We start from the raw sequence: 22,062 nt of genomic DNA, 5'->3' as shown, positions 1-22,062 counted from the left end.
CCCTGGCGTCAGGCGGCCGCGGTGGGGTTGGCCGCCCGGCTCTCGGTGCTGAGCAGCACGATGACGGCGCGCTCCCCCATCGCGACGGCGCTGCGGCGCGCCGGGTCCGATGCGACAGTGCGAACGCCGGCCAGCGACGATGCGCCGCACGGTCCGGCATCCACGCCGAGGGCTTTCAAGTCGTGTACCGCCTGGCGGGTCGCGTCCTCGGAGACGGTGACCGCAGCATCCAGCCCCTTCTCCAGGTAAGGCCACGAATTCGTCGACGGGGTGCCGCAGTTCAGTCCGGCCATGATCGTGTACGAGGTCGGGACGGTGGTCAGCGCCTGGTTCTTCAGCGAGACGATGACGGATGGCGCGTTCACCGGCTCCACGCTCAGCACGGCCGGCGCCTCGGGCGATTCACGGTAGTGGCGGATGCCCGCCTCGGCCAGCGATCCCACCCCGACCGGGATGGCGACCAGGTCGGCGGTCTCGATTCCCGCTTCCCGGAGTTGCGCGTCGGCTTCGACGAAAATCGTCGAGTAGCCGTCGACGATCAACTGCGGTATTTCCGTGTAGCCGGGCCAGGCGGTGTCCTGAATGTGCAGCGCTCGAGCACCGGCCTCGGCAACCCAGGCTCGCGCAGCCTCGACCACCTGGTCGTACTCCGCATCCACTCCGACCACGTGTGCGCCCTCGGACTCGATGGCGGACCATGCGTCCTTTGACAGGTAGGCGGAGACGAAGATGCGGGAGGGCAGACCAAGCAGGCGCGCCATGTGGGCGACCGCGCGGCCATGGTTTCCGTCGGTGGCGGCGACCAGTGTCACCGGGTCTTCGCCGGCCAACCTGGCACGCAACTCATCGAAGCCGAGCGCCACGTCAGGCGACCCGACTCGCGCCGAGAGGATACGGGAGACCGCGTACGACGCACCAACCATCTTGAATGCCGGCAACCCGAACCGCGACGACTCGTCCTTCACGAAAACCCGCCCGACGCCAAGTTCGGCTGCCAGCGAAGGCACCTCGGTGAGCGGGCTCGGCCGGTACCCGGGCAGGCTGCGGTGAAACTCCTGGATGGCGCTCGGGACGGGCTCGGTGCGCCAATCGCGCGCATCCGGATTCGAATAGAACTCCTCGGTCATGATGCTTGAACTCCTCCGCAGTAGTCGGTGATGACGTCGGTCAGTACCTGGGTGACGGTTTCGAGGGAGCGCAGGGTCACCCATTCCGTTGCGGCGTGCGCTCCACCGCCATCGACGCCGAACAACAGGCACGGGATGCCCGCCTCGGCGAGCAGCGCGCAGTCGGTCCAAAAAGGCTCGCCGCGCCGAACGGCGGGGAGACCCGTCACTGACTCGACGGCCGCCAATGTCGCCTGCACAATGGCTTCGGACTCATCCGCCTGGAACGGATGCCGTTCAATGCCGCGAGAAATGGCGTACCGGAACTCGGGTTGCACCGCCCGGATGCCTTCGAGCATCCGCCTCAGTTCTGCCTCCACCGTGTCGGCGTTCTCGCCCGGGACCGTCCGGCGTTCGATGGATACCGTGCAGCGTGCCGGGTAGCTCGAGAGTTCCTCCCCGCCCGTAATCATCGAGGCATGCACACTGCCAGGCCCGAGCACCGGATGCGCGGGGCCGGCCGCCAGGGAATCAGCCCACTTGTCGATCTCGACCAGCAGGTAGCCGGCCTTCGCGATCGCGTCCACGCCGAGGTCGGGACGGGAGCCGTGCGCCGCCACCCCTTCGATGGTCACGTCGAACCAGGCGAATCCCCGGTGGGCGAGCGTGACCTCGAGGTGGCTCGGCTCGGTGACGATGGCGGCGTCCGCGGTGAATGATCGCAGCACCTCCTCGGTGCCTGCACTGCCGTATTCTTCGTCTGCGACGAGGGCGAGAATAATGTCGCCGGCGTGCGGTCGGGCCGCGGCATCAGCGGCGGCCACCATCATCGCGGCCATGCCGCCTTTCATGTCGAAGGCGCCGCGGCCGAACATGCTGCCATCGCGAATCACCGGCTCCAGCGGGTCGCCGTCATACCCGGCAAGGGTCACGGTGTCGAGATGCCCATTCAGCATGAGGCTCCGGCCACCGCCCGTGCCTGCCGCGATCGCGACGATTGACGGGCGGCCAGGGCGCTCTTCCAGCCGATGGATCTCGAAACCGCGCGCCCCGAGCCAATCGCTGACGTGGTCTGCGATTGCCGACTCCCCCGCAGCGCCCGGAACCAGGTCGGGATTGCTCGAATCGATGGCGATGAGTTCCGCCAGAAGCCCGGAGCTCGGTGTGCCTGTGTTCACGAATGTCCTCCCGGCTCCCACCATGGCACGCAACTCAGCGTGAAGTCGCTCGTCTCACGCGACTCGCCGTGATGCGCAGCTCAGCCGAACCAGAGGGCGAGCTCGCGCTGTGCGGACTCCGGGGAATCAGAGCCGTGCACCAGGTTCTGCTGCACGCGCAGGCCCCAGTCGCGACCAAGGTCACCGCGGATGGTGCCCGGCGCAGCCGTGGTGGGGTCTGTGGTGCCGGCCAAGGACCGGAAACCGTCGATCACACTGTTGCCGACCACCCGGGCGGCGACGATCGGGCCGGACTCCATGAACTCGACCAGCGGCTCGTAGAAGGGCTTGCCCTGGTGCTCCTCATAGTGAGCGGCCAGTAGGTCGCGATCGGCGGTCACCATCTTCAGGTCGACCAGCGAGTAGCCCTTCGCCTCGATGCGGCGCAGGATCTCCCCGGTCAGGTTGCGTGCAACACCGTCCGGCTTGATCAGGACGAGTGTTTCTTCGACGGTGGCGGTCATGGGTTCTCCTTGGTCTGGGGGTTGGACTTGCTGGAATCGGGGGTGCTGGAAGCAGGGTTGTCAGAATCGGCGGCGTTGCGACGGTCCAGGCGCCGACCGGCGTAGAAGCAGTAGATCCATAGGCCGGCGAACAGTGCACCGACGAAGAACATGGCCGGGAGCACGAAGCCGAACGCAATGAGCACCAGCTGGAGCGCGTGGCCGATCCAGACGCCCCAGGGCTTGTCCATCACTCGGCTGGCTGCCGCGAGGACGACGATGAGGCCGATGCCCACACTGAAGACAATGCCGGGCGGATGCAGGTGAAGACCGAAAGCGGTCATCATGACGAAGAACACCAACACGGCGTCCAGCGCCAGGACGATGGAGAGCAGGCTCTGGGTGGCAGAGCGCCTCCGGCGGGGCTTCGCTCCCGATGCCGCACTCATCGCATCCATCCCTGCCTGGCGGCCAACGCCATGGTTTCGCCGACGAGAGTGATCGAACCGGTGACCAGCACCGCTCGGGTGGTCGTCTCCCCCGCCCAGCGACGAGCCTCGTCGACGGCCTCTTCGAGGGTATCGAACTCGTAGGTGGCATCCGCCCCGGCAATATCCCGAACCTGGTAGGCGAGATCGTCGGGCGAGATCGCGCGTTCGGAGCTCGACGTGGTCACGTGGAACCGGCTGGTCAACGGGGCGAGAGCCTGGATGATGTGCTCGGTGTCCTTGTCTTCGAGCACGCCCAGCACGATGGCGATCTCCTCGAAGGTGAAGTATTCGCCCATTGCCTCGGCGACCGCTTTCGCGCCGTGGGGGTTGTGGGCGGCATCCACGATGACGCTCGGCTCGATCCCAATCAGCTGGAGGCGGCCCGGGGATGTCACCGTTGCGAATCCCTCTGCGACGACGTCCTGCGAGATGGGCTGGCTTCCATCGCCGAGGAAAGACTCGACGGCGGCGATCGCGACTGCGGCGTTCTGGGCCTGGTGATGCCCGAACAACGGGAGGAACAGGTCCGGATAGGTTGCGGCGCGGCCCTTCACGGTGATCAACTGCCCGCCGACGGCGACCGAGCTGCTCACCAAAGAGAACTCCCGCTGCTGCACCGACATTGTCGCGTTGTTCTTCTCCGCCGCACGAGAGAGCTCTGAGAGGGCGTCCGCTGACTGCTCAGCGCTGACCACGATCGCATCCGGCTTGATGATGCCCGCCTTGGTGCGGGCGATCTCGGTGATCGTAGAACCCAGACGCGCCACATGGTCCAGCGCGATCGGGGCGAACACGGCAACCTGGCCGTCGCCCACGTTGGTGGAATCCCACTCCCCGCCCATGCCGACCTCGATGACGGCGACATCGACCGGGGCATCGGCGAAACTGGCGAATCCGAGCACGGTGAACGCCTCGAAGAAGGTGAGGGGGAGTTCGCCCTCCTTCTCCAGCTCAGCGTCGACCATGGCCAGGTACGGTTCGATGTCACGCCAGTTCGCGACGAACGCCTCGTTGCTGATCGGCTCCCCGTCGATCATGATGCGCTCGTTCACCCGCACCAGGTGCGGGCTCGTCAGCAGACCGGTGCGCAGCCCGTGGGCACGCAGGAGGCTCTCGGTGATGCGGCTGGTGCTGGTCTTGCCGTTCGTTCCGGTCACGTGGATGATCGGGTACGCGCGCTGCGGGTCGCCGAGCAGTTCGACGGCCCGTCGAGTGGCGTCCAGTCGGGGACGGGGATTGGCCTCACCCACGCGCCTCAGGAGCTCGGCGTAGACGGCATCCGCTTCCCCCTGGAACAGGGCGTCGTCACCCAGCTCCGGGTCGTCAGTCAGCGGCTTCTTAGACATTCCTGGCTCCTTAGACATTGCTGGCTGCTCCTACCACGGCCACGTCAATGGTGACCCCACCTGAATTCGCGTATTGACCGGCCGCAACCTGCGAGCGGAAACCGCCGACCGGAACGGTCAGCTCTGGCGGGACTCCGGACGTGACAGTCACCTCGGTCGCCAGCGTCTCATCTGCAAGGAGGGTCTGGAAACCGGCGACAGCGGTCGCATCCGCCCCCAGCTCGAACACCAGGGACAACCGGATGCGGTCGCTCACCTGGTACCCGGCCGAACGCCTGGTCTCCTGCACGGCGCGCACCAGGTCGCGGGCGAGGCCCTCGGCTTCGAGCTCAACCGTCGTCTCGGTGTCCAGAAGCACGAAGCCACCAGCGGGCAGGAAGGTGATCGCACTCGAGTCGTCGCTCGCAGTGAGCTCGAGGTCGAACTCCGCCGGCAGCAGTTCGATCCCGTCGACCGTGATCGTGTCACCGGTTTGCTCCCAGAAACCCTCCCTGGCGGCCTTGATCACCTGCTGCACGGCCTTGCCGATGCGCGGCCCCGCCGCGCGGGCGTTCACCGAGAGCTTGCGCACGATGCCGAACCTGGTGAGGCTGTCCTCCACCAACGGCGTGAATTCGACCTGCTTCACATTCAGTTCGTCGCCGAGGATGTCTGAGAATTCCTGCAGCCGGTTGCCGTCGTCGCTGACCACGGTGAGCCTGGCAAGCGGGAGGCGAACGCGAAGTCCGGTCGACTTGCGAAGGGCGAGGCCGGCGGATGCGATCTCACGCACCCGGTCCATCGTCTCGGCGAGCGAGTCGTCATCGGGGAAAAGCTCCGCGTCGGGCCAATCCTGCAGGTGAACGCTGCGCCCGCCGGTGAGGCCCTTCCAGACCTCCTCGGACACGAGCGGGATCAACGGGGCTGCGACCCGCGTGACCGTCTCCAGCACGGTGAAGAGGGTGTCGAAGGCGTCACGCCAGCCGGCTGAGCCGTCGTCGCCCGCCCAGAACCGGTCGCGGCTGCGGCGCACGTACCAATTGGTGAGAACATCCGCGAAGTCGCGGAGCTTGGCGGCCGCCATCGGGGAGTCGAGGGCTTCCAGGTCATTCGTGACGTCGCCGATCAGCTGGCGGGTCTTGGCCAGGAGGTAGCGGTCGAGCACGTGCGTCGAGTCGGTGCGCCAGACGGCCTCGTAGCCGCCGGACACACTTGCGCTGGGGCCCGTCGAGGCGTTCGCATACAGCGTGAAGAAGTAGTAGCTGCTCCACAGCGGCAGCAGGAACTGGCGTACACCTTCGCGGATGCCCTCCTCAGTGACTACCAGGTTGCCGCCGCGGATGACGGATGACGACATCAGGAACCAGCGCATCGCATCCGCGCCGTCCCGGTCGAAGACCTCGGAGACATCCGGATAGTTGCGCAGTGACTTCGACATCTTCTGGCCGTCGCTGCCCAGCACGATGCCGTGACTGAGAACGCTGCTGAAAGCCGGGCGGTCGAACAATGCGGTCGACAGCACGTGCATCGTGTAGAACCAGCCGCGGGTCTGGCCGATGTACTCGACGATGAAGTCGGCCGGACTGTGGTTGTCGAACCACTCCGCGTTCTCGAACGGGTAGTGCACCTGGGCGTACGGCATCGAGCCGGAGTCGAACCAGACGTCCAGTACATCCTCGATGCGGCGCATCGTCGACTGGCCGGTCGGGTCGTCGGGGTTGGGCCGGGTCAGCTCGTCGATGTACGGACGGTGCAGGTCGGTCTCGCCTGCCTCGTTCTGCGGCAACCGGCCGAAGTCGGCCTCCAGTTCGGCGAGGGAACCGTAGACGTCGATGCGCGGAAAGTCGGGATTGTCGCTCTTCCAGACCGGGATCGGGGAACCCCAGTAGCGGTTGCGGGAGATCGACCAGTCGCGCGCGCCGGCCACCCACTTGCCGAACTGGCCGTGCTTGACGTTCTCCGGAACCCAGGTGATCTGCTCGTTCAGCTCGCCCATGCGGTCTCGGAACTCGGGCACCTTGATGAACCAGCTCGACACCGCCTTGTAGATCAGCGGGTTGCGGCAGCGCCAGCAATGCGGATAGCTGTGCTCGTAGCTGGCCACGCGCAAGAGCCGTCCGTCGGCACGAAGTAGCTGGGTCAGGGGCTTGTTCGCGTCGAACACCTGAAGACCGGCGACCGGCTCGATGATGGGCAGGAACTTGCCGCCCTCATCCACGGAAATGAGTACCGGTATGCCGGCAAGGCCGGTGACGATCTGGTCATCCTCACCGAAGGCCGGTGCCTGGTGAACGATGCCTGTGCCCTCACCGGTAGCGACATAGTCGGCGACCAGGATCTGCCAGGCGTTCTCGGTGCCGTAAGTGTCGGCATCCGCATAGAAGTCCCAGAGGCGGTCGTAACGCACGCCGTCGATCTCCTCGCCCCGAATCGTGCGCGTCACGGCATCCGTCGCTGCCGCAGCCGACTCGTAACCGAGATCCTTGTGGTACGCCGCGACCGTGTCGGCCGCCAGCAGGTAGTCGGCCACGCCATCCGCGGCCCCATCGCCGGCGCCCAGCGGTCCGGCCGGAACAACGGCATACTCGATCTGCGGTCCGACGGCGAGGGCCATGTTCGTCGGCAGGGTCCACGGGGTGGTCGTCCAGGCGAGCGCGCGGACAGCAGTCAGCCCCAGCGCCTCGGCTTTCGGCCCGACCAGCGGGAAGGTGACCGTCACGGTCTGGTCCTGGCGCATCTTGTAGACGTCGTCGTCCATGCGCAGCTCGTGGTTCGACAGCGGGGTCTCATCGTTCCAGCAATACGGAAGCACGCGGAAACCCTCGTAGGCGAGATTCTTGTTGTGCAGCGTCTTGAAAGCCCACAGCACCGACTCCATGAAACCGGGGTCGAGGGTCTTGTAGTCGTTCTCGAAGTCGACCCAGCGCGCCTGCCGGGTCACATACGCCTGCCAGTCATCGGTGTACCTGAGCACCGATTCGCGCGCCGACTTGTTGAAGGCGGCGATGCCCATCTTCTCGATCTCGCTCTTCTCGGTGATACCGAGTTGGCGCATGGCCTCGAGTTCTGCCGGCAACCCGTGGGTGTCCCAGCCGAAACGACGGTGCACCTGCTTGCCGCGCATGGTCTGGAACCGCGGGAACAGGTCCTTGGCGTAGCCGGTGAGCAGGTGCCCGTAGTGGGGAAGGCCGTTCGCGAACGGCGGGCCGTCGTAGAAGACCCACTCCTCGCATCCGTCTCGCTGGTCGACAGAGGCGCGGAAGGTGTCGTCCTGCTTCCAGAAGGCGAGGATGCCGGTCTCGATGTCGGGGAAGCGCGGGCTCGGGCTCAGCGGCTTCGGAGCGCCGTCACGGGCATCCGGTGCGGTTCGCGGGTAGGTCATGTCACTCCTGGCAGGAACTTCGTCTGCACGAGGGCGGTGAATGAGCTTCCCATCCATCGCGGTACCACCCCGCTTGCCAGGCGTCACCGCCTGACCGCTTGTTCTTTGGCTGTGACGGGCCAGACCCGTTCGGTTCTACTGGGTTGCCCCCCTGAGGTTGGCAGCTGTTCTTCCGAAGGCTCCCCGGTGATGGCCGGATCGATGCCTATCCGCCTACTTTAGCCGATCGGTTCGCGAGCCGATCAACGCTGCGAGAACGGATGCCGCGGTGTCGGCATCATCGACGGTGACCACGAACTTCTTTCCGGACGCCCGCGTCACCTGTACCGCGGAACCGGTCCGCATGATGATCCCGGTTCGCCCGGCGCCGTCCAACCGCCAGCCCCATCCACCGAACTCAGCCGTCGGACTCACCTGGACCGCGTTGACCTCGGCGATCTCGCTCAGCGGGATGACCATGCGCGGCCAGCCGAAAACACTCACCACGCGGAGGCCGCGGCGGTCTGCCGTCACCGTCCACCAACTGGTCATCAGCGTGAGCAGGGTCACCACGATCAATGAGGCGAGGGCAAACCCCAGTGCCTGGGGCGCGGCCACCGCCGTGAACACCGCCGTCGCAACAGTGATCAACACGATGCCTGAGACGAAGATGATCACGCGACGGGACAACCGCACGCTGCGGGACCAACTGACACGTTCACCGGGGGCCAGGGTCAGCGGCTCCGGTTCGTCGGCCGGAATGTCGACACGGCCCGTCTTCGGCAGGATGAACCACGCCCCGACGGCCAGCACGAGGCCGGCCAACGCCCCGGCGAGCATCAGCCATCCGATGTCGGCGGCCTCCCTTGCGTCGTCCAGTCCACGCGCCTCGATGGATCCGCCGATTCCGATGCTGAGCAGCGCGCTGAGCCACAGTCCGGTCGCCAGCACGAACTTCTGATTCCAGGTCAGGAGTCCGCTCTCCAGTGTCTTCCAGGCTGCTCCGACCGCAAACGCCGCGTACAGCAGGGTCAAGCCACCAGGAAGCAGCACCATCGGCCATGCCGGGCCGAAACCGTCCGGCCCCGCGCCGCTCCAGTGCACCGCGATCGGGTCGGGCAGTTCCGGCAGCCAGCCGATCATCAGCACGGTTGTGACGACGGCGATCATCAGGGGCAATGCGCCGCCGACCAGGAGAGCCAGCCGTCGCGTTCGCCGCTGCTGATCGGCAGGGGTGGTGGTCATTGGTAGGCCTCTCGGATCAGGGCAGTCAGGGTGGTCGGCGATACGTCGAGTTTCCGCGCCTCGTCGACGACCGTGCGAATGGCGCCACTGAGGTCGGCGTAGTCGGCGGCCCGGTCAGTGACGATGGCGCCCCTGCCGCGGCGCAATTCGATGAGCCCCTCGTCACGCAGCAATTGGTAGGCGCGCAGTACCGTATGCACGTTCACGTCGAGGGATTCGGCGAGTTCGCGGGCGCTGGGGAGCCTTTCACCGGCCGCCACCCGTCCGGTGATGGCGGAGGCGCGGATGCTGGCGGCAAGCTGGTCGAACAGCGGAACCGCCGAGGAGGCATCGACGCGAATGAGCATGAACCAAGCATAGTTGTTCTAGTGCTAATAGATCAACTTGTGTTGCGAGCATCCGCTCACCACAAAGAATCGGCCATAGTTTGTTTGATTTCCTCCCAACCACCCCGGAGCGCGCCTCTACTATGAATTCATCCCCACAATCTGAAGCATTCGCCGAACGCTGAAAGGAGAGTCGCGTGTCGACCCTCGCTGTAACTCTTTCTCGCCCCACCCTCGCCGATCGCGTCATCTCGCGCAGCCTGGCCACCGATGTCGTCCTGGTCGCCGCGGGCGCCGCCTTGACCGCGGGTGCCGCCCAGCTCGCCATCCCGCTCTGGCCAGTGCCGATCACCATGCAGACGCTCGCCGTACTGCTCGTCGGCAGCAGCCTCGGTGCGACCCGTGGTGCCGCCTCGATGGCCCTGTACCTGGTGCTGGGTGCGATCGGCCTCCCGATCTTCAGCGACGGCGAGGCCGGGTTCGCCGTACTCTTCGGCTCAACCGGCGGATACATCGTCGGCTTCGTGTTCGCCGCAGCACTGACCGGCTGGCTTGCCCAGCGCAACTGGGACAAGAAGTTCCTCGGCGCAGGATTGTCGTTCCTGGCCGGCACCGTCGTCATCTTCGCGTTCGGCCTGGTGGGACTGTCCCTCGCACTCGGCGGAACCCTGGAGCAGACGCTCGCCTGGGGCCTGTACCCGTTCATCATCGGCGGCATCGTCAAGGCGGCCATCGCCGCCGCCCTGATCCCGGGAAGCTGGAAGCTCGTCAACTGGCTGGACAGCCGCAAGAAGTAGTCACTTCTTCGTAACAAACGGGTCGCAATCGCGCTGATTGCGGCCCGTTTGGTTTCATCTGCGTCAATGACGGTGAGAAAACCCGTAGCATTATTGGACTGAGTCAAACAATCTCCCGTCACCCGTCAAGGAATTCCATGCCGTTGCACACGCCTGCCCACACCCGTCGCCGCCTCATCACCACCGCCGCAGGGCTGGCCGCATTCGCACTGCTGGCGACCGGATGCTCGGCATCGCCTACCGCGTCGAGCGAACCCGTCGCAGGTGGCACGCTGGTGTACGCCACCGGAGACGCCGAGCCCACCTGCCTCGATCCCCATGTCGGCGGGAACTACCCACAGGCACTGGTGGCCACGCAGTACCTGGAATCGCTGGTCTCGAAGAACGCGGACGGGGAGATCATCCCCTGGCTGGCAACCGAATGGACTCCAGCTGAAGACGGCTTGAGCTGGGAGTTCACGCTCCGCGACGACGTGTCGTTCACCGATGGCACACCACTGAATGCGGAAGCAGTGCGGGCCAACGTCGCGCACCTCCTCGACCCGGCAACGGCATCCTCCACCGGCTATCTGGCCCTCGGGAAGGTCGCATCCACCGAGGCCGTCGATGAACACACCGTTCGCTTCAACCTGAGTGCGCCAGACAGCGCGCTGCTCGACTCCCTGTCGATGCCGTGGCTGGCAATCCAGTCTCCCGCCGGCATGGAGCGTGGCATGGAGGCCAACTGCGAGAGCCCGATCGGCACCGGGCCGTTCGTGGTCGATGGGTGGGCCAAGCAGGACTCAATCACCATGGTGCGGAATGAGGATTACAACTCACCTCCCGAAGATGCCGCCCACGACGGTGTCGCCTGGCTCGACGAGATCGTCTGGCGTTTCATCCCCGACTCGGCCTCACGCTATTCCGCTCTGCAGGGCGGGCAGGTCGATGTCATCGACAACGCCCAGCCCAGCAACATCGCGGCGGCGGAATCGATCGGGACCATTACCGAGTTGGATGCCCCGAGGCCAGGTGCATCCAACCGCATCGAGCTGAACTCCGGTAAGGCTCCGTTCGACGATGTGCGCGTTCGCGAAGCATTCATCCGTGCCGCCGACGTCAACGACGGCATCGATAGCCTGTTCTTCGGCACCGCAGGGCGCTCGTACTCCGTGCTCTCCAGTGTCGAGGCGCTCGGAGTTTCTGGCGAGGAACACTTCTCCGTGAACCTCGATGAGGCCAATGCGCTTCTCGATGAGGCCGGCTGGACCGAGAAGGACAGCGAAGGCTATCGGGTCAAGGACGGCGTGCGCCTGAGCCTCGACTTCCCGGTGAGCACCAACCAGTCGATCCCCGCCGAGCAGTCCTTATTCGAACAGATTCAGGCAACGGTGAAGGCGGTCGGCTTCGAGGTCAACCTCAAGCCACTGGATCTCTCCAGCTGGTATGGCGCCCTCTTCGTGAACGAGTACAACCTGGTGAGCGCGCCGTATACCAAGGTTGGACCAGACGTGCTGCGCATCCTGTTCCACTCCGACTCGATCGTGCCGGCACCGAGCGGATACTTCGCGAACCTCTCCCAGTTGAGCGACCCTGAGGTGGACGCCCTCCTCAGCAAGGCCAGCCAGGTCTCCGACCCCGCAGAGCGTGCCAGCCTGTACGAGGAGGTGCAGCAGCGGATTCTCAGCGGCTATTACGTACTGCCGCTCTACGACCAGCAGAACCACTTCCTGGTCGGCGATGCAGTCAACGGCTTGCGGGCGATGCCGACGGTGTCCACCCCCACCTTCTACGACGTCTGGCTGAGCCGGTAACGTGCGGTGGGTCGTCAGCCGTGTGCTCGGCGGCGCCTTCGTGCTGTGGGCGGTCGCCACGCTCATCTTCTTCGGCCTGAGGCTGATCCCGGGCGATCCGGCTGAGGCCATCCTCGGCGGCCCGGGTTCCCAGGCTTCGCCGGAGGCCCTGGAAAAGGTCCGCAGGGACTACGGACTCGACCAGCCGCTGCTCGTCCAGTATGTGCAGTCGATGCTCCGGTTGCTCAGCGGTGACCTCGGGTCGTCCTACGCCTTGAAAGCCGATGTCGCGGCCCTACTGGGGGAACTGTTCTGGAGCACGCTGGTGCTGACCGCCTTGTCCCTGATCGTGGCCTGGGCGCTCGCGCTGGTGTTGGCCACCTGGGCGACCCGCGGCGGCAGGGCGGCCCGCATGGTCGGCTCCGGCATGGAGATCGTTGCCGCCGCGGTGCCGCACTTCTGGCTGGCGTCGCTGTTCATCCTGTTGTTCAGTTCGGCGTTGCACTGGCTGCCGCCGATCAGCGTGCCCGGGCCGCTCGGCCTGGTTCTCCCGGTGCTGACCCTCGCCATCCCGCTCGCCGGCTTCCTCGGCCAGGTGATGCGGGAGTCGCTGGCGGATGCGCTCGAGTCGCCTTTCGTGCTCTCCGCACGGGCCCGCGGCGAGTCGGAGACCGGTGTTCGCTGGAGGCACGCCATCCGCCATGCCGCCCTGCCGGCGATCTCGCTGTCCGGCTGGGCATTCGGGTCGCTCATCAGTGGCGCGGTCGTGGTTGAGACGGTGTTCGCGCGCCCCGGTCTGGGTCGCAGCCTGCTGAACGCGGTCACCATTCGCGATGTGCCGATGGTCACCGGGGTGGCGCTGGTCTCGGCTCTTGCCTTCGTGCTGGTCACCATCGCCACCGACGCGGTGGACCGCATCGCCGACCCGAGGCTGAGGTCGTCATGAGCCTGACGGATGCGGAGGCGACACAGAGCGGCACGGTGACACGCCCGACCACGAAGGCGCGGCCGGGATCCCGCCCCACCGTTGGCGAGGTCGTGTCCTTCGCCGCACTGGCGTTCCTCGCCCTGTCCGCCATCGTTCCCGAGCTGTTCACTTCGGTGGACCCGCTGGCGATCAGCCCGCGGGAGGCGTTCCAGTCGCCGAACGCGGCACACTGGTTCGGCACCGACGAGTCCGGTCGCGATGTCTTCTCGCGGACCATCCACGGTGCGAGGCCGTCCTTACTGATCGGGGTGGCGGCAACTGCCATCGGGATCGGACTCGCGCTGATTCTCGGCATCCTGGGCGGGCTCGGGCCCAAGCCCGTCGACTACACGGTCACGCGCATTGGAGAAGTACTGTTCGCCCTCCCCGGTCTGCTCCTCGCGCTCGTCTTCATCGCGATCGTCGGGCCCGGCATCGTGACTTCCACGATCGCCGTCGGCATCTCGGCCGCACCGGGCTACGCGCGCATCATCCGCTCCCAGATTCGTGCTGTCCGTGGCGCCCCCTATGTCGAGGCGGCGACTGTGCTCGGCAGGTCGCGGTTCACCATCCTTCGGCGGCACATCCTCCCCAACGCGGTGGCACCGGTGTTCGTTCTGGCAACGCTGGGGGTCGGGCAGGCGATCGTCTGGGCGTCGTCGCTCAGCTATCTCGGACTGGGCGCGGTTCCACCTGCCGCCGAATGGGGTGCGATGCTCTCGGCCGGGCGCACCTACATCTCGAACGCGTGGTGGCTGACCGTGTTCCCTGGGTTGTTCATCGTTCTTGCCGCCGGAGCGGCAACCTCGCTGGGTCGCAGCCTGCAGGCCAGGACCAGGCAGGTGGAGCAGTGAACCCAGTTGTCTCGGTGCAGAACCTTCGGGTGGCGTTCGGCCAGTCCGCCCGGCAGGTGGTGGCGGTCGACGGCTTGTCGTTCGAGTTGGCTGCCGGGGAGTGCCTGGCGCTGGTTGGTGAGTCCGGTTCGGGCAAGAGCGTTACTGCGCGATCTCTGATCGGTCTCGCTGGCGCCGGAGCGCGGGTCTCCGCCGACCGGTTGCAGGTGGGCGAGCACGCGATCCTTGAGCTTCGGCAAGGCGAGCTCCGCAGCATCCGTGGCAAAGAGGTCGGGTTGGTGCTGCAGGATGCGCTGGTGTCCCTGGATCCGCTGCGGCCGATCGGTCGCGAGATCGATGATTCGTTGCGGCTGCACACCTCCCTGTCGCCGGCGGCGCGGCGGACGCGGGTATTGGAGTTGTTGGAGTCGGTGAGCATGCCGCAGCCGGAGCAGCGGATGCTGCAGCGCTCAGGTGAGCTGTCTGGCGGGCTCCGTCAGCGGGCGTTGATCGCATCCGCTATCGCGCTGAATCCGGGGCTGCTGATCGCCGATGAGCCGACGACGGCGCTCGATGTGACGATCCAAGCCCAGATTCTTGACCTGCTGGCGGAGTTGAAGAATGCCGGTACGGCACTGTTGCTGATCAGCCACGATCTCGCTGTGGTCAGTGGTGTCGCCGACCGGGTCGCGGTCATGCAGGATGGCCGAATTGTTGAGCAGGGGGCGACGGCCGAGGTGCTGGGCTCCCCCGAGCATCCGTACACGCGGGCGCTGATCGCTGCTGTGCCGTCGGCGCATCGGCGGGGCGAGCGGTTGTCTGCCGAGCCGGCCCGGACATTGGAGGCGGATGTTCGGCCGAAGGCCTCCTCGCAGCCTGGGTCGCTCGTGCTGGAGGCGACGGACCTCACCAAGGAGTTCGCGCTGCGTCATGGGCGTCGGTTGCGGGCCGCTGACCAGGTGTCGCTGCAGTTGCGTGCTGGTGGGACTCTCGGCCTGGTCGGTGAGTCGGGTTCCGGCAAGACCACTGTGGCGCGGATGATCCTCGGTCTGACCGAGCCGGATGCCGGTGCCGTGACGCTGTTGGGTGAGCCGTGGGTTCCGCTTCTGGAGCGTGAGCGGCGTGGCCGGCGGGCGCTGCTCGGTGGGATCTACCAGGATCCGCTGAGCTCGTTCGATCCGCGGCACACCGTCGAGCAGGTGCTGACTGACGCGGTCACCTCGGGTCGGAGCATCCGTGATGCCGGTGCGCGGAAGCGTGTCGGGGAGTTGCTGGATGCGGTGGGCTTGCCTTCGACCGTGGGTTGGAGGCGTCCGTTGCACCTGTCCGGTGGGCAGCGGCAGCGGGTGGCGATCGCCCGGGCTCTCGCGGCGAATCCGCGGATCATCGTCTGCGATGAGCCGGTGTCTGCTCTGGACGTCTCGGTGCAGGCGCAGGTGCTCGACCTGTTGACTGACCTGCAGCGTGAGCTGGGTCTCAGCTACTTGTTCATCTCCCACGATTTGGGTGTGGTTCAGCACATGAGTGACACAGTGGCGGTGATGCGGGATGGCCGTATCGTCGAGACCGGTGTTGCGGCGGAGGTCTTCGACTCCCCTGCCCACGATTACACCCGCCAACTCGTTGAAGCAGCCCCACGTCTGCCCGAAAGGACCGAGTAATGAACAATGTCCCAGCCGCCAGAGGGCGACCGCAGTCGGCTTCGCGGGAGTTGCTGCAGGAGGCGGCGCTCGAGTTGTTCCTGGAGAACGGTTTCGCGGGTACCACTGTTGAGCAGATCACCACGCGTGCCGGGGTGAGTCGTAACACCTTCTTCAACTACTTCACCGCCAAGGGCGACGTTTTCTGGGTGGAGCTGGACGATTCGCTGAGCAGGCTGGCGGATGCCCTCGCTGATGGGGCCACGGATGGGTCGCCGATGCAGGCGGTGCTGGATGCGATCATCCGCTTCGGGCGCGAATTCGGCCCCGATCGCGTTCCGCTCGCCCTGACCCAATACGAGTTGATCGGGAGCGTCAACGAGCTGCAGGCGTCCGCGTTGACACGATTCACCCGGCAGTCGGCTGTCATTCGCAGTTTCCTGGTGTCACGAGGGTTCGACCGGTTGCTGGCCCAGACGGCGGCTTACGCGGCGCTCGGTGCGGTGATCGCGGCTGGTCTGGAGTGGGCGGATGCCGGGACGAGTCGTGGCGAGGTTGAGCCCTATCTTCGTGCGGCGTTGGCCCCGGTGGTCGCCGGGTTTGACAGCATGGGGTGATGACCCAGAAGAACGTGCGGACCTGGTTGCGGGAACTGCCTGTATTTCCGGATGCTGTCGCGCCTTTCGACACAGCGACCTTGCCCCAGGACCCCACCACCCTGTTTCTCGACTGGCTCGAGAATGCGGCTGCTGCCGGACAACTTGCTCCCCATGCCGCTTGCCTGTCGACGAGCCGTGCTGCAGCAGTGCCGAGTGGTCGGTTTCTGATCCTCAAGGACGTGGACGATCGCGGTTGGCAGTTCGCGTCGCATCGCACCAGTCCGAAGGGGCTCGACTTGCGGGAGAACCCGGTTGCGTCGCTGACGTTCTTCTGGCCCGCGACGGCGAGGCAGGTGCGGGTTTCTGGTGCGGTGAGCGAGTTGCCTGCGGAGGAGTCGGCACAGGACTTCCTCGCCCGCCCCATCGGTTCGCGGGCTGCGACGCTCGTCGGGCGCCAGAGTTCTCCGTTGGCTGACCCGGATGCGTATGGTGCTGCGCTCGATGCGGCGCTCCGGGAGCTCTCCGGGAACCCGGAAACGGTCGACAGCGACTGGACCTTGTATGCGCTGAACCCGTCCCGCGTCGAGTTCTGGCAGGCATCCGCCGGTCGTGATCACACGCGGGTTCTGTTTGAGCGGCGCGATACAACGTGGGAGAAGACGCTCCTCTGGCCGTGATTGCACCACACCATGGAGAGTCCGTTAGGGAACGTAATACTTTTTGCCGTCCTGGCATCCTTGGTCCTGGCGACAGCCGTACCCTTCCTTTTCTTCTCGAACCGTGTGAGGAACATCTATTCGCGGATCTTTCCTGATGAGCCAAAGCATTTTTGGAGTGTTCGGGCGCCCGGGATTGCCGTCATCCGTTTCGGCGGGGTCTTGATGGCAATTAGCGGCCTCGTGGCACTGTATGGATCGATCTACTGGGCATCCAAGCTCGAGAAGCACCTATCGCCCGAGCCACCCGCATCGGAAAGCAACCGCAGCTCTACAGCAGATCCGCTCGCCGGGTTTTCGACTTGGTGGCGACTCTCCACGGGCTATCCCATTCGATCCAGGGTGGTGCCTTGATTTGGGGGACGCCGGCGACCATCCGGATGAGCCATCCGGAGGTCTCGATACTTCGATGGTGGAACCAGCACAACAAGACACCGTTGTCTGTATGAGTGGGGCCACCCTCCGCATCCGGGAGCACGTGGTGGATCTCCGTCCAACAGGCGGGAATATTGCACCCGGGGATGATGCATCCGCCATCCCGAAGGGTGATCGCCTTGCGTTGGGCCGGTGTGAAACACCGCTGCGGCGAACCGAGCTCGATAATTCGACCCGTTTCATCGAACCGGACCGTCTGGGTGCCTCCGGTGCAGATCGCCTGCTTGACCGTGCGGAACGAAACCGGGGAGTCAACCCCGTCGATCCAGCCTGCACCACGGCCGCGCGCCAGGTCTGACTCCCGAACGCTGACCAGCACTGTCGGCGCGGCGCCACCGATCGTCGGCGCCTCACCACTGCGGGCGAACGAGTCGACCATTGCAGCCACCACATCGTGACGCAACTGTTCCGGCGTGCGAGGGTCTGCCTCGAGCTTCTCTTCCGCGAACTCCTCATCGCGAAGGAACGCCGGTGCTGACTTTGGCGACTGGCAGGCATCGAACATCCGGATGAACTTGCCACCGATCTCGGGCATCAATGCGTACGTTCCGCACAGGAGCCCACCGCGCTCACGCGGAAGGCTGAAGCCTCGCTTGCGCATCATCCGTTCTTCTGAAGGCTCGAGGCCGTCGGGATCGAGAACCGACTTCCACACCTGCGCCTGCGCACGGATCTCATCGGCGGGACACGGTACGGGAGAGTCCGGCGAAGCCCCAGTCGCGGCCGCCACCAGCTCGGCTTCGGCGGCGCCGATCTCATCGATTGCAGCGTTGTCGATGATGGGAACCAAACCGGCCAGAATCGCGTGCGCCGAATCGAAACCGAGGGTGCCCGCCTCCAGTGCCGCCGCGATCCGAGGGAAACGAGGTGAGAACTCAATGCCCGAAAGGGAGAGCTGTGAACGCGTCTGCTCGCCGAGCTTGATCCGGCCGCGAGCGGATGAGGCGGATATCCGGGTGACGCGGGTCACAAGTTCTGCCGCACTGGCGCAGCCCTTCTTGGCAGCCAGGGAGTCAGACCCGAGCGACGCCCGCGAGCGCTCAGCGAGTTCGCCGGCGCACCCCACACGAAGCGCATCCACCTGGCGTCCCAGACGCTCGGTGGAGGCCGTTGTGGTCAAGAGAGCAGTGTCGTCGGTGGAGCGCACAGTAAATGGGAGCACTTCGGTGAGCGCAGCCGAAATCGCGTCGACACACGCGGCGGGACCATCCGCGGTGTCGAACCTGATTACGATTTCTGGCATATCAATATTCTCTCACTGTCGTTGTTAATTACGAAGGGATCTCAGCAATCTGTGGAGAAGATCTTGACGGTTGGGTTGTGGAGGAGAACATGTGATGACCGGTCGCTTCAGGGTGCCAAGTATCCGGTTCGCTAGCATGGAGACAACCCCACACTCAGGCACCTCAGTACATGACACGGTGCCGCACATAGAAGACCGGAGAACCTCATGGCCGACGCCATCCCAGAAAAGCCCGCCCTCGAAGGGCTGGAAGCCAAATGGGACCAGGTCTGGGAGGGCCAGGGGACATACCGGTTCGACCGCGATGCGGCGGTTGCGCAGCGGGTTTCGACAAGCTCAACCAGCTTAAGTAGCGAAAGCGCCCTGAGTCGCCAGGTCTTCTCCATCGACACTCCCCCACCAACGGCCTCCGGCACACTCCACATCGGGCACGTCTTCAGCTACACCCACACCGACGTCATCGCCCGTTTCCAGCGGATGCGCGGCAAGACGGTCTTCTACCCGATGGGCTGGGACGACAACGGCCTCCCCACCGAGCGCCGCGTGCAGAACTACTACGGCGTGCGCTGCGACCCCACCCTTCCCTATGACGCCGACTTCACGCCGCCATTCGAGGGCGGAGACAACAAGTCGAGCAAGGCCGCAGACCAGCTGCCGATCTCCCGCCGCAACTTCATCGAACTGTGCGAGACGCTGACCGTCGAAGACGAGAAGCAGTTCGAAGACGTCTGGCGCAAACTCGGCCTCAGCGTCGACTGGAAGCAGTCGTACCGCACCATCGGCGACGAGGCCCAGCGGGCATCCCAGCGCGCCTTCCTTCGCAACCTCGCCCGCGGCGAGGCTTACCAGGCGGATGCGCCCACGCTGTGGGACATCACCTTCCGTACCGCGGTCGCCCAGGCAGAGCTCGAGGACAAGGACATGCCGGCCGCCTACCACCGGGTCGCCTTCCACAAGCCTGACGGCACCGACGTGCAAATCGAGACGACCCGCCCGGAACTGCTGGCCGCCTGCGTTGCCCTGGTCGCGCATCCGGATGATGAGCGTTACCAGGCACTCTTCGGCACCACTGTGACCACCCCGGTTTTCGGCGTCGAAGTCCCGGTGCTCTCCCACCACCTCGCCCAAAAGGACAAGGGCTCCGGTATCGCCATGATCTGCACCTTCGGCGACGTCACCGACGTCGTCTGGTGGCGCGAACTCGACCTGCCCAACCGCACCATCATCGGCCGCGACGGCCGCATCATCAGCGAAGCACCGGATGTCCTGGCCACCGACCAGGCGAAGGACGCCTACGCACAGCTCGCCGGTAAGACGGTCTTCTCGGCCAAGGCCGCCATGGTCGAACTGCTGAAGGAAAGCGGCGACCTGATCGGCGACCCCAAGCCGATCACCCACCCGGTGAAGTTCTACGAGAAGGGCGAGAAGCCGCTCGAGATCGTCTCCACCCGCCAGTGGTACATCAGCAACGGCGCGCGCGACGAAGAGTTGAAGGCGCGGATGCTGCAGGCCGGTACCGACATCAACTTCGTCCCCGAATTCATGCGGGTGCGCTACGAGAACTGGGTGGGCGGCCTCACCGGTGACTGGCTCATCTCCCGCCAGCGCTTCTTCGGCGTTCCCATCCCGCTCTGGTACCCGCTCGACTCCGACGGCAACCCGGTGTTCGACCAGCCGATCGTGCCATCGGAAGACTCACTCCCGGTCGACCCGTCCTCGGCGGCCGCGCCCGGCTACGAGGAGTCACAGCGCAACCAGCCCGCCGGCTTCATGGGCGACCTCGACGTCATGGACACCTGGGCCACCTCCTCCCTCACCCCGCAACTCGCCGGCGGCTGGGAGCGCGACCCTGAGCTCTTCGACACCGTGTTCCCCTACGACCTGCGCCCGCAAGGCCAGGACATCATCCGCACCTGGCTGTTCACCACCGCCCTCCGCTCGGCGCTCGAGCATGGCGTCGAGCCGTGGAGCAACGCGGCGCTCAGCGGGTTCATCGTCGACCCTGACCGCAAGAAGATGTCCAAGTCGAAGGGCAACGTCGTCACCCCGGCCGCCATGCTGGATCAGCACGGCTCGGATGCTGTGCGCTACTGGGCGGCATCGTCCCGCCTCGGCACAGACGCGGCTTTCGACCCGGAAAATCCGAAGCAGATCAAGATCGGGCGCCGGCTCGCCATCAAGGTGCTGAATGCGGCCAAGTTCGTGTACTCGTTCGAGGTCGCCGGCGGGGTTTCGACGGGCTCAACCAGCCAAACGGGCTCAACCAGCGAAATCGAGAACAACGCGGTCACGCATCCGCTCGACCTGGACATGCTGGCCGAGCTGCACAAGGTCATCGCGACGGCAACCACGGCGTTCGATTCTTACGACCACGCCAGGGCACTGGAGACGACGGAACAGTTTTTCTGGACCTTCTGCGACGACTACCTGGAACTGGTGAAGGAGCGAGCCTACGATTCCTCCGCGCCTGAGGCACAGGCATCCGCCGTCCTTGCCCTGCGCAGCGCGATCGACGTTCTGCTGCGGTTGTTCGCTCCATTCCTGCCCTTCGCTACCGAAGAGGTCTGGTCGTGGACCCACGACGGCTCAGTGCACGTCGCACCCTGGCCCACCGCGCCCGGCAACGACCGGCCGAGCGGGCTGCTGCCGGCCGTCAGCGCCGCACTCATCGGGATCCGCCGGGCGAAGTCGGATGCGAAGGCCTCCCAGAAGACTCCGGTCACCTCCGCGACCATCGCCGCCCCGGCGGCTACGCTGGCGTTGCTCGAGCAGGCCACGGAAGACCTGAAAGCGGTTGGCCGAATCGAGACCCTTACGTTGTCAGAGGGCGCAGAGCTCGCTGTCACCGATATCGTGTTCGCCGAACAGGAGGCCTGATGGTCGACATCCGCCCGATCGATCCTCGCGACGCCACCCGGTGGCGCGAGCTATTCACCGACTACGGCACCTTCTACAAGACCTCCTTCAGCGACGAGGTGCTCGACGGGGTGTGGGCGTGGTTGCTCGACCCGCTGCATCCGGTGAACGGCCTGGTCGCCACCAACGATGACGGCGTCGTGGTCGGGTTCGCCATTTATCGCGAACAGCCCGACACCTTCAGCGCCGGCCCGGGGATGTACCTTGACGACATCTTCGTCGACCCGGCAGCCCGTCGCAGCGGGGTTGCCGGCGCGATGCTGAGTACGTTGCGAGAGCGGGCACGCGCGAAGGGAGTCAGCCAGATTCGCTGGATCACCGCTGCCGACAACGTGCGGGCCCAAGCGGCATACGACCGCATCGCGCGGAAGACCGACTGGGTCACCTACGAGATGGACGCCTGATGCAGCTTGGCACGCGCTGGAAGGTTGGCGATGAACCACCGGCACTCCCGGCATCGGTGGTTCAGGCGGTTCGCCAAGTCGAGGCAGATCTTGCGGGCGTTGACACCAACCAGTGGCGGTGGACCCTCACCTGGCTGGAAGGCAGGCCGGTCGTCGAGCTCGATGACGGCACCACCATTCGCGTCGGCGGCGATGGCACCGTCGTGGTGTCCGAGCCCTAAGGCTG

Annotated in this window: 19 protein-coding genes; 10 read left to right on the top strand and 9 right to left on the bottom strand. The window is 65.7% G+C overall.

All coding sequences use genetic code 11. The features are described from left to right. Positions 1-8 precede the first annotated feature (8 nt). The 8 genes from ACX3PH_RS07330 to ACX3PH_RS07295 all read right to left on the bottom strand — a co-directional run bounded on the left by ACX3PH_RS07330 (position 9) and on the right by ACX3PH_RS07295 (position 9,535). Entirely contained in the window at positions 9-1,127 is a 1,119-nt protein-coding gene (locus tag ACX3PH_RS07330; protein ID WP_459090932.1) for a pyridoxal-phosphate dependent enzyme, read from the bottom strand. Next, positions 1,124-2,284, bottom strand: coding sequence for an ArgE/DapE family deacylase (locus ACX3PH_RS07325; protein WP_459090930.1), 1,161 nt, complete (start codon positions 2,282-2,284; stop codon positions 1,124-1,126). Before ACX3PH_RS07325 ends, ACX3PH_RS07330 begins: the two co-directional genes overlap by 4 nt. Positions 2,285-2,364: 80 nt before the next feature. Next, complete coding sequence (gene ndk / locus ACX3PH_RS07320) at positions 2,365-2,787, bottom strand: nucleoside-diphosphate kinase (RefSeq protein ID WP_459090928.1); 423 nt, start codon at positions 2,785-2,787, stop codon at positions 2,365-2,367. Further along, positions 2,784-3,215: a DUF4233 domain-containing protein gene (locus ACX3PH_RS07315; protein ID WP_459090926.1), complete on the bottom strand. Its 432-nt coding sequence runs from the start codon at positions 3,213-3,215 to the stop codon at positions 2,784-2,786. Before ACX3PH_RS07315 ends, ndk begins: the two co-directional genes overlap by 4 nt. After that, the gene (locus ACX3PH_RS07310; RefSeq protein ID WP_459090924.1) at positions 3,212-4,603 is read right to left on the bottom strand and encodes a bifunctional folylpolyglutamate synthase/dihydrofolate synthase; all 1,392 of its coding nucleotides are present in this window, start codon (positions 4,601-4,603) and stop codon (positions 3,212-3,214) included. Before ACX3PH_RS07310 ends, ACX3PH_RS07315 begins: the two co-directional genes overlap by 4 nt. 10 nt (positions 4,604-4,613) lie before the next feature. Then, positions 4,614-7,964, bottom strand: a complete 3,351-nt coding sequence (gene ileS, locus ACX3PH_RS07305) for an isoleucine--tRNA ligase (protein WP_459090922.1) — start codon at positions 7,962-7,964, stop codon at positions 4,614-4,616. A gap of 213 nt (positions 7,965-8,177) precedes the next feature. Then, positions 8,178-9,188, bottom strand: a complete 1,011-nt coding sequence (locus tag ACX3PH_RS07300; RefSeq protein ID WP_459090920.1) for a hypothetical protein — start codon at positions 9,186-9,188, stop codon at positions 8,178-8,180. After that, entirely contained in the window at positions 9,185-9,535 is a 351-nt protein-coding gene (locus tag ACX3PH_RS07295) for a GntR family transcriptional regulator (protein ID WP_459090918.1), read from the bottom strand. The genes ACX3PH_RS07300 and ACX3PH_RS07295 overlap by 4 nt, the downstream gene beginning before the upstream one ends. Before the next feature lie 176 nt (positions 9,536-9,711). On the opposite strand from ACX3PH_RS07295, the gene ACX3PH_RS07290 reads away from it, so the two are divergent. The 7 genes from ACX3PH_RS07290 (at position 9,712) to ACX3PH_RS07260 (ending at position 16,799) form a co-directional block, all read left to right on the top strand. Then, the gene (locus tag ACX3PH_RS07290) at positions 9,712-10,311 is read left to right on the top strand and encodes a biotin transporter BioY (RefSeq protein WP_459090916.1); all 600 of its coding nucleotides are present in this window, start codon (positions 9,712-9,714) and stop codon (positions 10,309-10,311) included. Positions 10,312-10,448: 137 nt separating this feature from the next. After that, positions 10,449-12,104 carry an ABC transporter substrate-binding protein gene (locus ACX3PH_RS07285; protein WP_459090914.1) on the top strand — a complete coding sequence of 552 codons (1,656 nt, stop codon included), beginning with the start codon at positions 10,449-10,451 and terminating at the stop codon, positions 12,102-12,104. A gap of 1 nt (position 12,105) precedes the next feature. Further along, positions 12,106-13,029: an ABC transporter permease gene (locus ACX3PH_RS07280; RefSeq protein WP_459090912.1), complete on the top strand. Its 924-nt coding sequence runs from the start codon at positions 12,106-12,108 to the stop codon at positions 13,027-13,029. After that, positions 13,026-13,904: an ABC transporter permease gene (locus tag ACX3PH_RS07275; RefSeq protein WP_459090910.1), complete on the top strand. Its 879-nt coding sequence runs from the start codon at positions 13,026-13,028 to the stop codon at positions 13,902-13,904. Before ACX3PH_RS07280 ends, ACX3PH_RS07275 begins: the two co-directional genes overlap by 4 nt. Beyond that, positions 13,901-15,544: a dipeptide ABC transporter ATP-binding protein gene (locus ACX3PH_RS07270; RefSeq protein WP_459090908.1), complete on the top strand. Its 1,644-nt coding sequence runs from the start codon at positions 13,901-13,903 to the stop codon at positions 15,542-15,544. The genes ACX3PH_RS07275 and ACX3PH_RS07270 overlap by 4 nt, the downstream gene beginning before the upstream one ends. Continuing rightward, a complete protein-coding gene (locus ACX3PH_RS07265; protein WP_459090906.1) occupies positions 15,544-16,140 on the top strand; it encodes a TetR/AcrR family transcriptional regulator in 597 nt (198 codons plus the stop codon). Before ACX3PH_RS07270 ends, ACX3PH_RS07265 begins: the two co-directional genes overlap by 1 nt. Continuing rightward, positions 16,140-16,799: a pyridoxine/pyridoxamine 5'-phosphate oxidase gene (locus tag ACX3PH_RS07260; RefSeq protein ID WP_459090904.1), complete on the top strand. Its 660-nt coding sequence runs from the start codon at positions 16,140-16,142 to the stop codon at positions 16,797-16,799. The genes ACX3PH_RS07265 and ACX3PH_RS07260 overlap by 1 nt, the downstream gene beginning before the upstream one ends. Positions 16,800-17,109: 310 nt before the next feature. On the opposite strand, the gene ACX3PH_RS07255 is transcribed toward ACX3PH_RS07260, so the two are convergent. Continuing rightward, entirely contained in the window at positions 17,110-18,516 is a 1,407-nt protein-coding gene (locus ACX3PH_RS07255; RefSeq protein WP_459090902.1) for an HNH endonuclease signature motif containing protein, read from the bottom strand. A gap of 207 nt (positions 18,517-18,723) precedes the next feature. Here ACX3PH_RS07255 and valS point away from each other — a divergent pair, with 207 nt between their 5' ends. Genes valS through ACX3PH_RS07240 form a run of 3 tightly spaced genes read left to right on the top strand, consistent with a single transcriptional unit; the run spans position 18,724 to position 22,057 of the window. Next, positions 18,724-21,393 carry a valine--tRNA ligase gene (gene valS, locus ACX3PH_RS07250; RefSeq protein WP_459090900.1) on the top strand — a complete coding sequence of 890 codons (2,670 nt, stop codon included), beginning with the start codon at positions 18,724-18,726 and terminating at the stop codon, positions 21,391-21,393. Continuing rightward, on the top strand, positions 21,393-21,836 hold the full coding sequence (locus tag ACX3PH_RS07245; protein WP_459090898.1) for a GNAT family N-acetyltransferase: 444 nt from the start codon (positions 21,393-21,395) through the stop codon (positions 21,834-21,836). Before valS ends, ACX3PH_RS07245 begins: the two co-directional genes overlap by 1 nt. After that, positions 21,836-22,057, top strand: a complete 222-nt coding sequence (locus ACX3PH_RS07240; protein ID WP_459090896.1) for a hypothetical protein — start codon at positions 21,836-21,838, stop codon at positions 22,055-22,057. Before ACX3PH_RS07245 ends, ACX3PH_RS07240 begins: the two co-directional genes overlap by 1 nt. Positions 22,058-22,062: the final 5 nt, after the last annotated feature.

This window comes from Homoserinimonas sp. A520, assembly GCF_054489245.1.
This window is presented reverse-complemented; position numbering and strand designations above follow the sequence as displayed.

Bases quoted from the DNA above. Each gene is read 5' to 3' on its own strand.
- ACX3PH_RS07330 (WP_459090932.1), bottom strand. From the start codon at position 1,127: ATGACCGAGGAGTTCTATTCGAATCCGGATGCGCGCGATTGGCGCACC.
- ndk (WP_459090928.1), bottom strand. From the start codon at position 2,787: ATGACCGCCACCGTCGAAGAAACACTCGTCCTGATCAAGCCGGACGGT.
- ACX3PH_RS07315 (WP_459090926.1), bottom strand. From the start codon at position 3,215: ATGAGTGCGGCATCGGGAGCGAAGCCCCGCCGGAGGCGCTCTGCCACC.
- ACX3PH_RS07310 (WP_459090924.1), bottom strand. From the start codon at position 4,603: ATGTCTAAGAAGCCGCTGACTGACGACCCGGAGCTGGGTGACGACGCC.
- ileS (WP_459090922.1), bottom strand. From the start codon at position 7,964: ATGACCTACCCGCGAACCGCACCGGATGCCCGTGACGGCGCTCCGAAG.
- ACX3PH_RS07300 (WP_459090920.1), bottom strand. From the start codon at position 9,188: ATGACCACCACCCCTGCCGATCAGCAGCGGCGAACGCGACGGCTGGCT.
- ACX3PH_RS07295 (WP_459090918.1), bottom strand. From the start codon at position 9,535: ATGCTCATTCGCGTCGATGCCTCCTCGGCGGTTCCGCTGTTCGACCAG.
- ACX3PH_RS07285 (WP_459090914.1), top strand. From the start codon at position 10,449: ATGCCGTTGCACACGCCTGCCCACACCCGTCGCCGCCTCATCACCACC.
- ACX3PH_RS07275 (WP_459090910.1), top strand. From the start codon at position 13,026: ATGAGCCTGACGGATGCGGAGGCGACACAGAGCGGCACGGTGACACGC.
- ACX3PH_RS07265 (WP_459090906.1), top strand. From the start codon at position 15,544: ATGAACAATGTCCCAGCCGCCAGAGGGCGACCGCAGTCGGCTTCGCGG.
- ACX3PH_RS07260 (WP_459090904.1), top strand. From the start codon at position 16,140: ATGACCCAGAAGAACGTGCGGACCTGGTTGCGGGAACTGCCTGTATTT.
- ACX3PH_RS07255 (WP_459090902.1), bottom strand. From the start codon at position 18,516: ATGCCAGAAATCGTAATCAGGTTCGACACCGCGGATGGTCCCGCCGCG.
- valS (WP_459090900.1), top strand. From the start codon at position 18,724: ATGGCCGACGCCATCCCAGAAAAGCCCGCCCTCGAAGGGCTGGAAGCC.
- ACX3PH_RS07245 (WP_459090898.1), top strand. From the start codon at position 21,393: ATGGTCGACATCCGCCCGATCGATCCTCGCGACGCCACCCGGTGGCGC.
- ACX3PH_RS07240 (WP_459090896.1), top strand. From the start codon at position 21,836: ATGCAGCTTGGCACGCGCTGGAAGGTTGGCGATGAACCACCGGCACTC.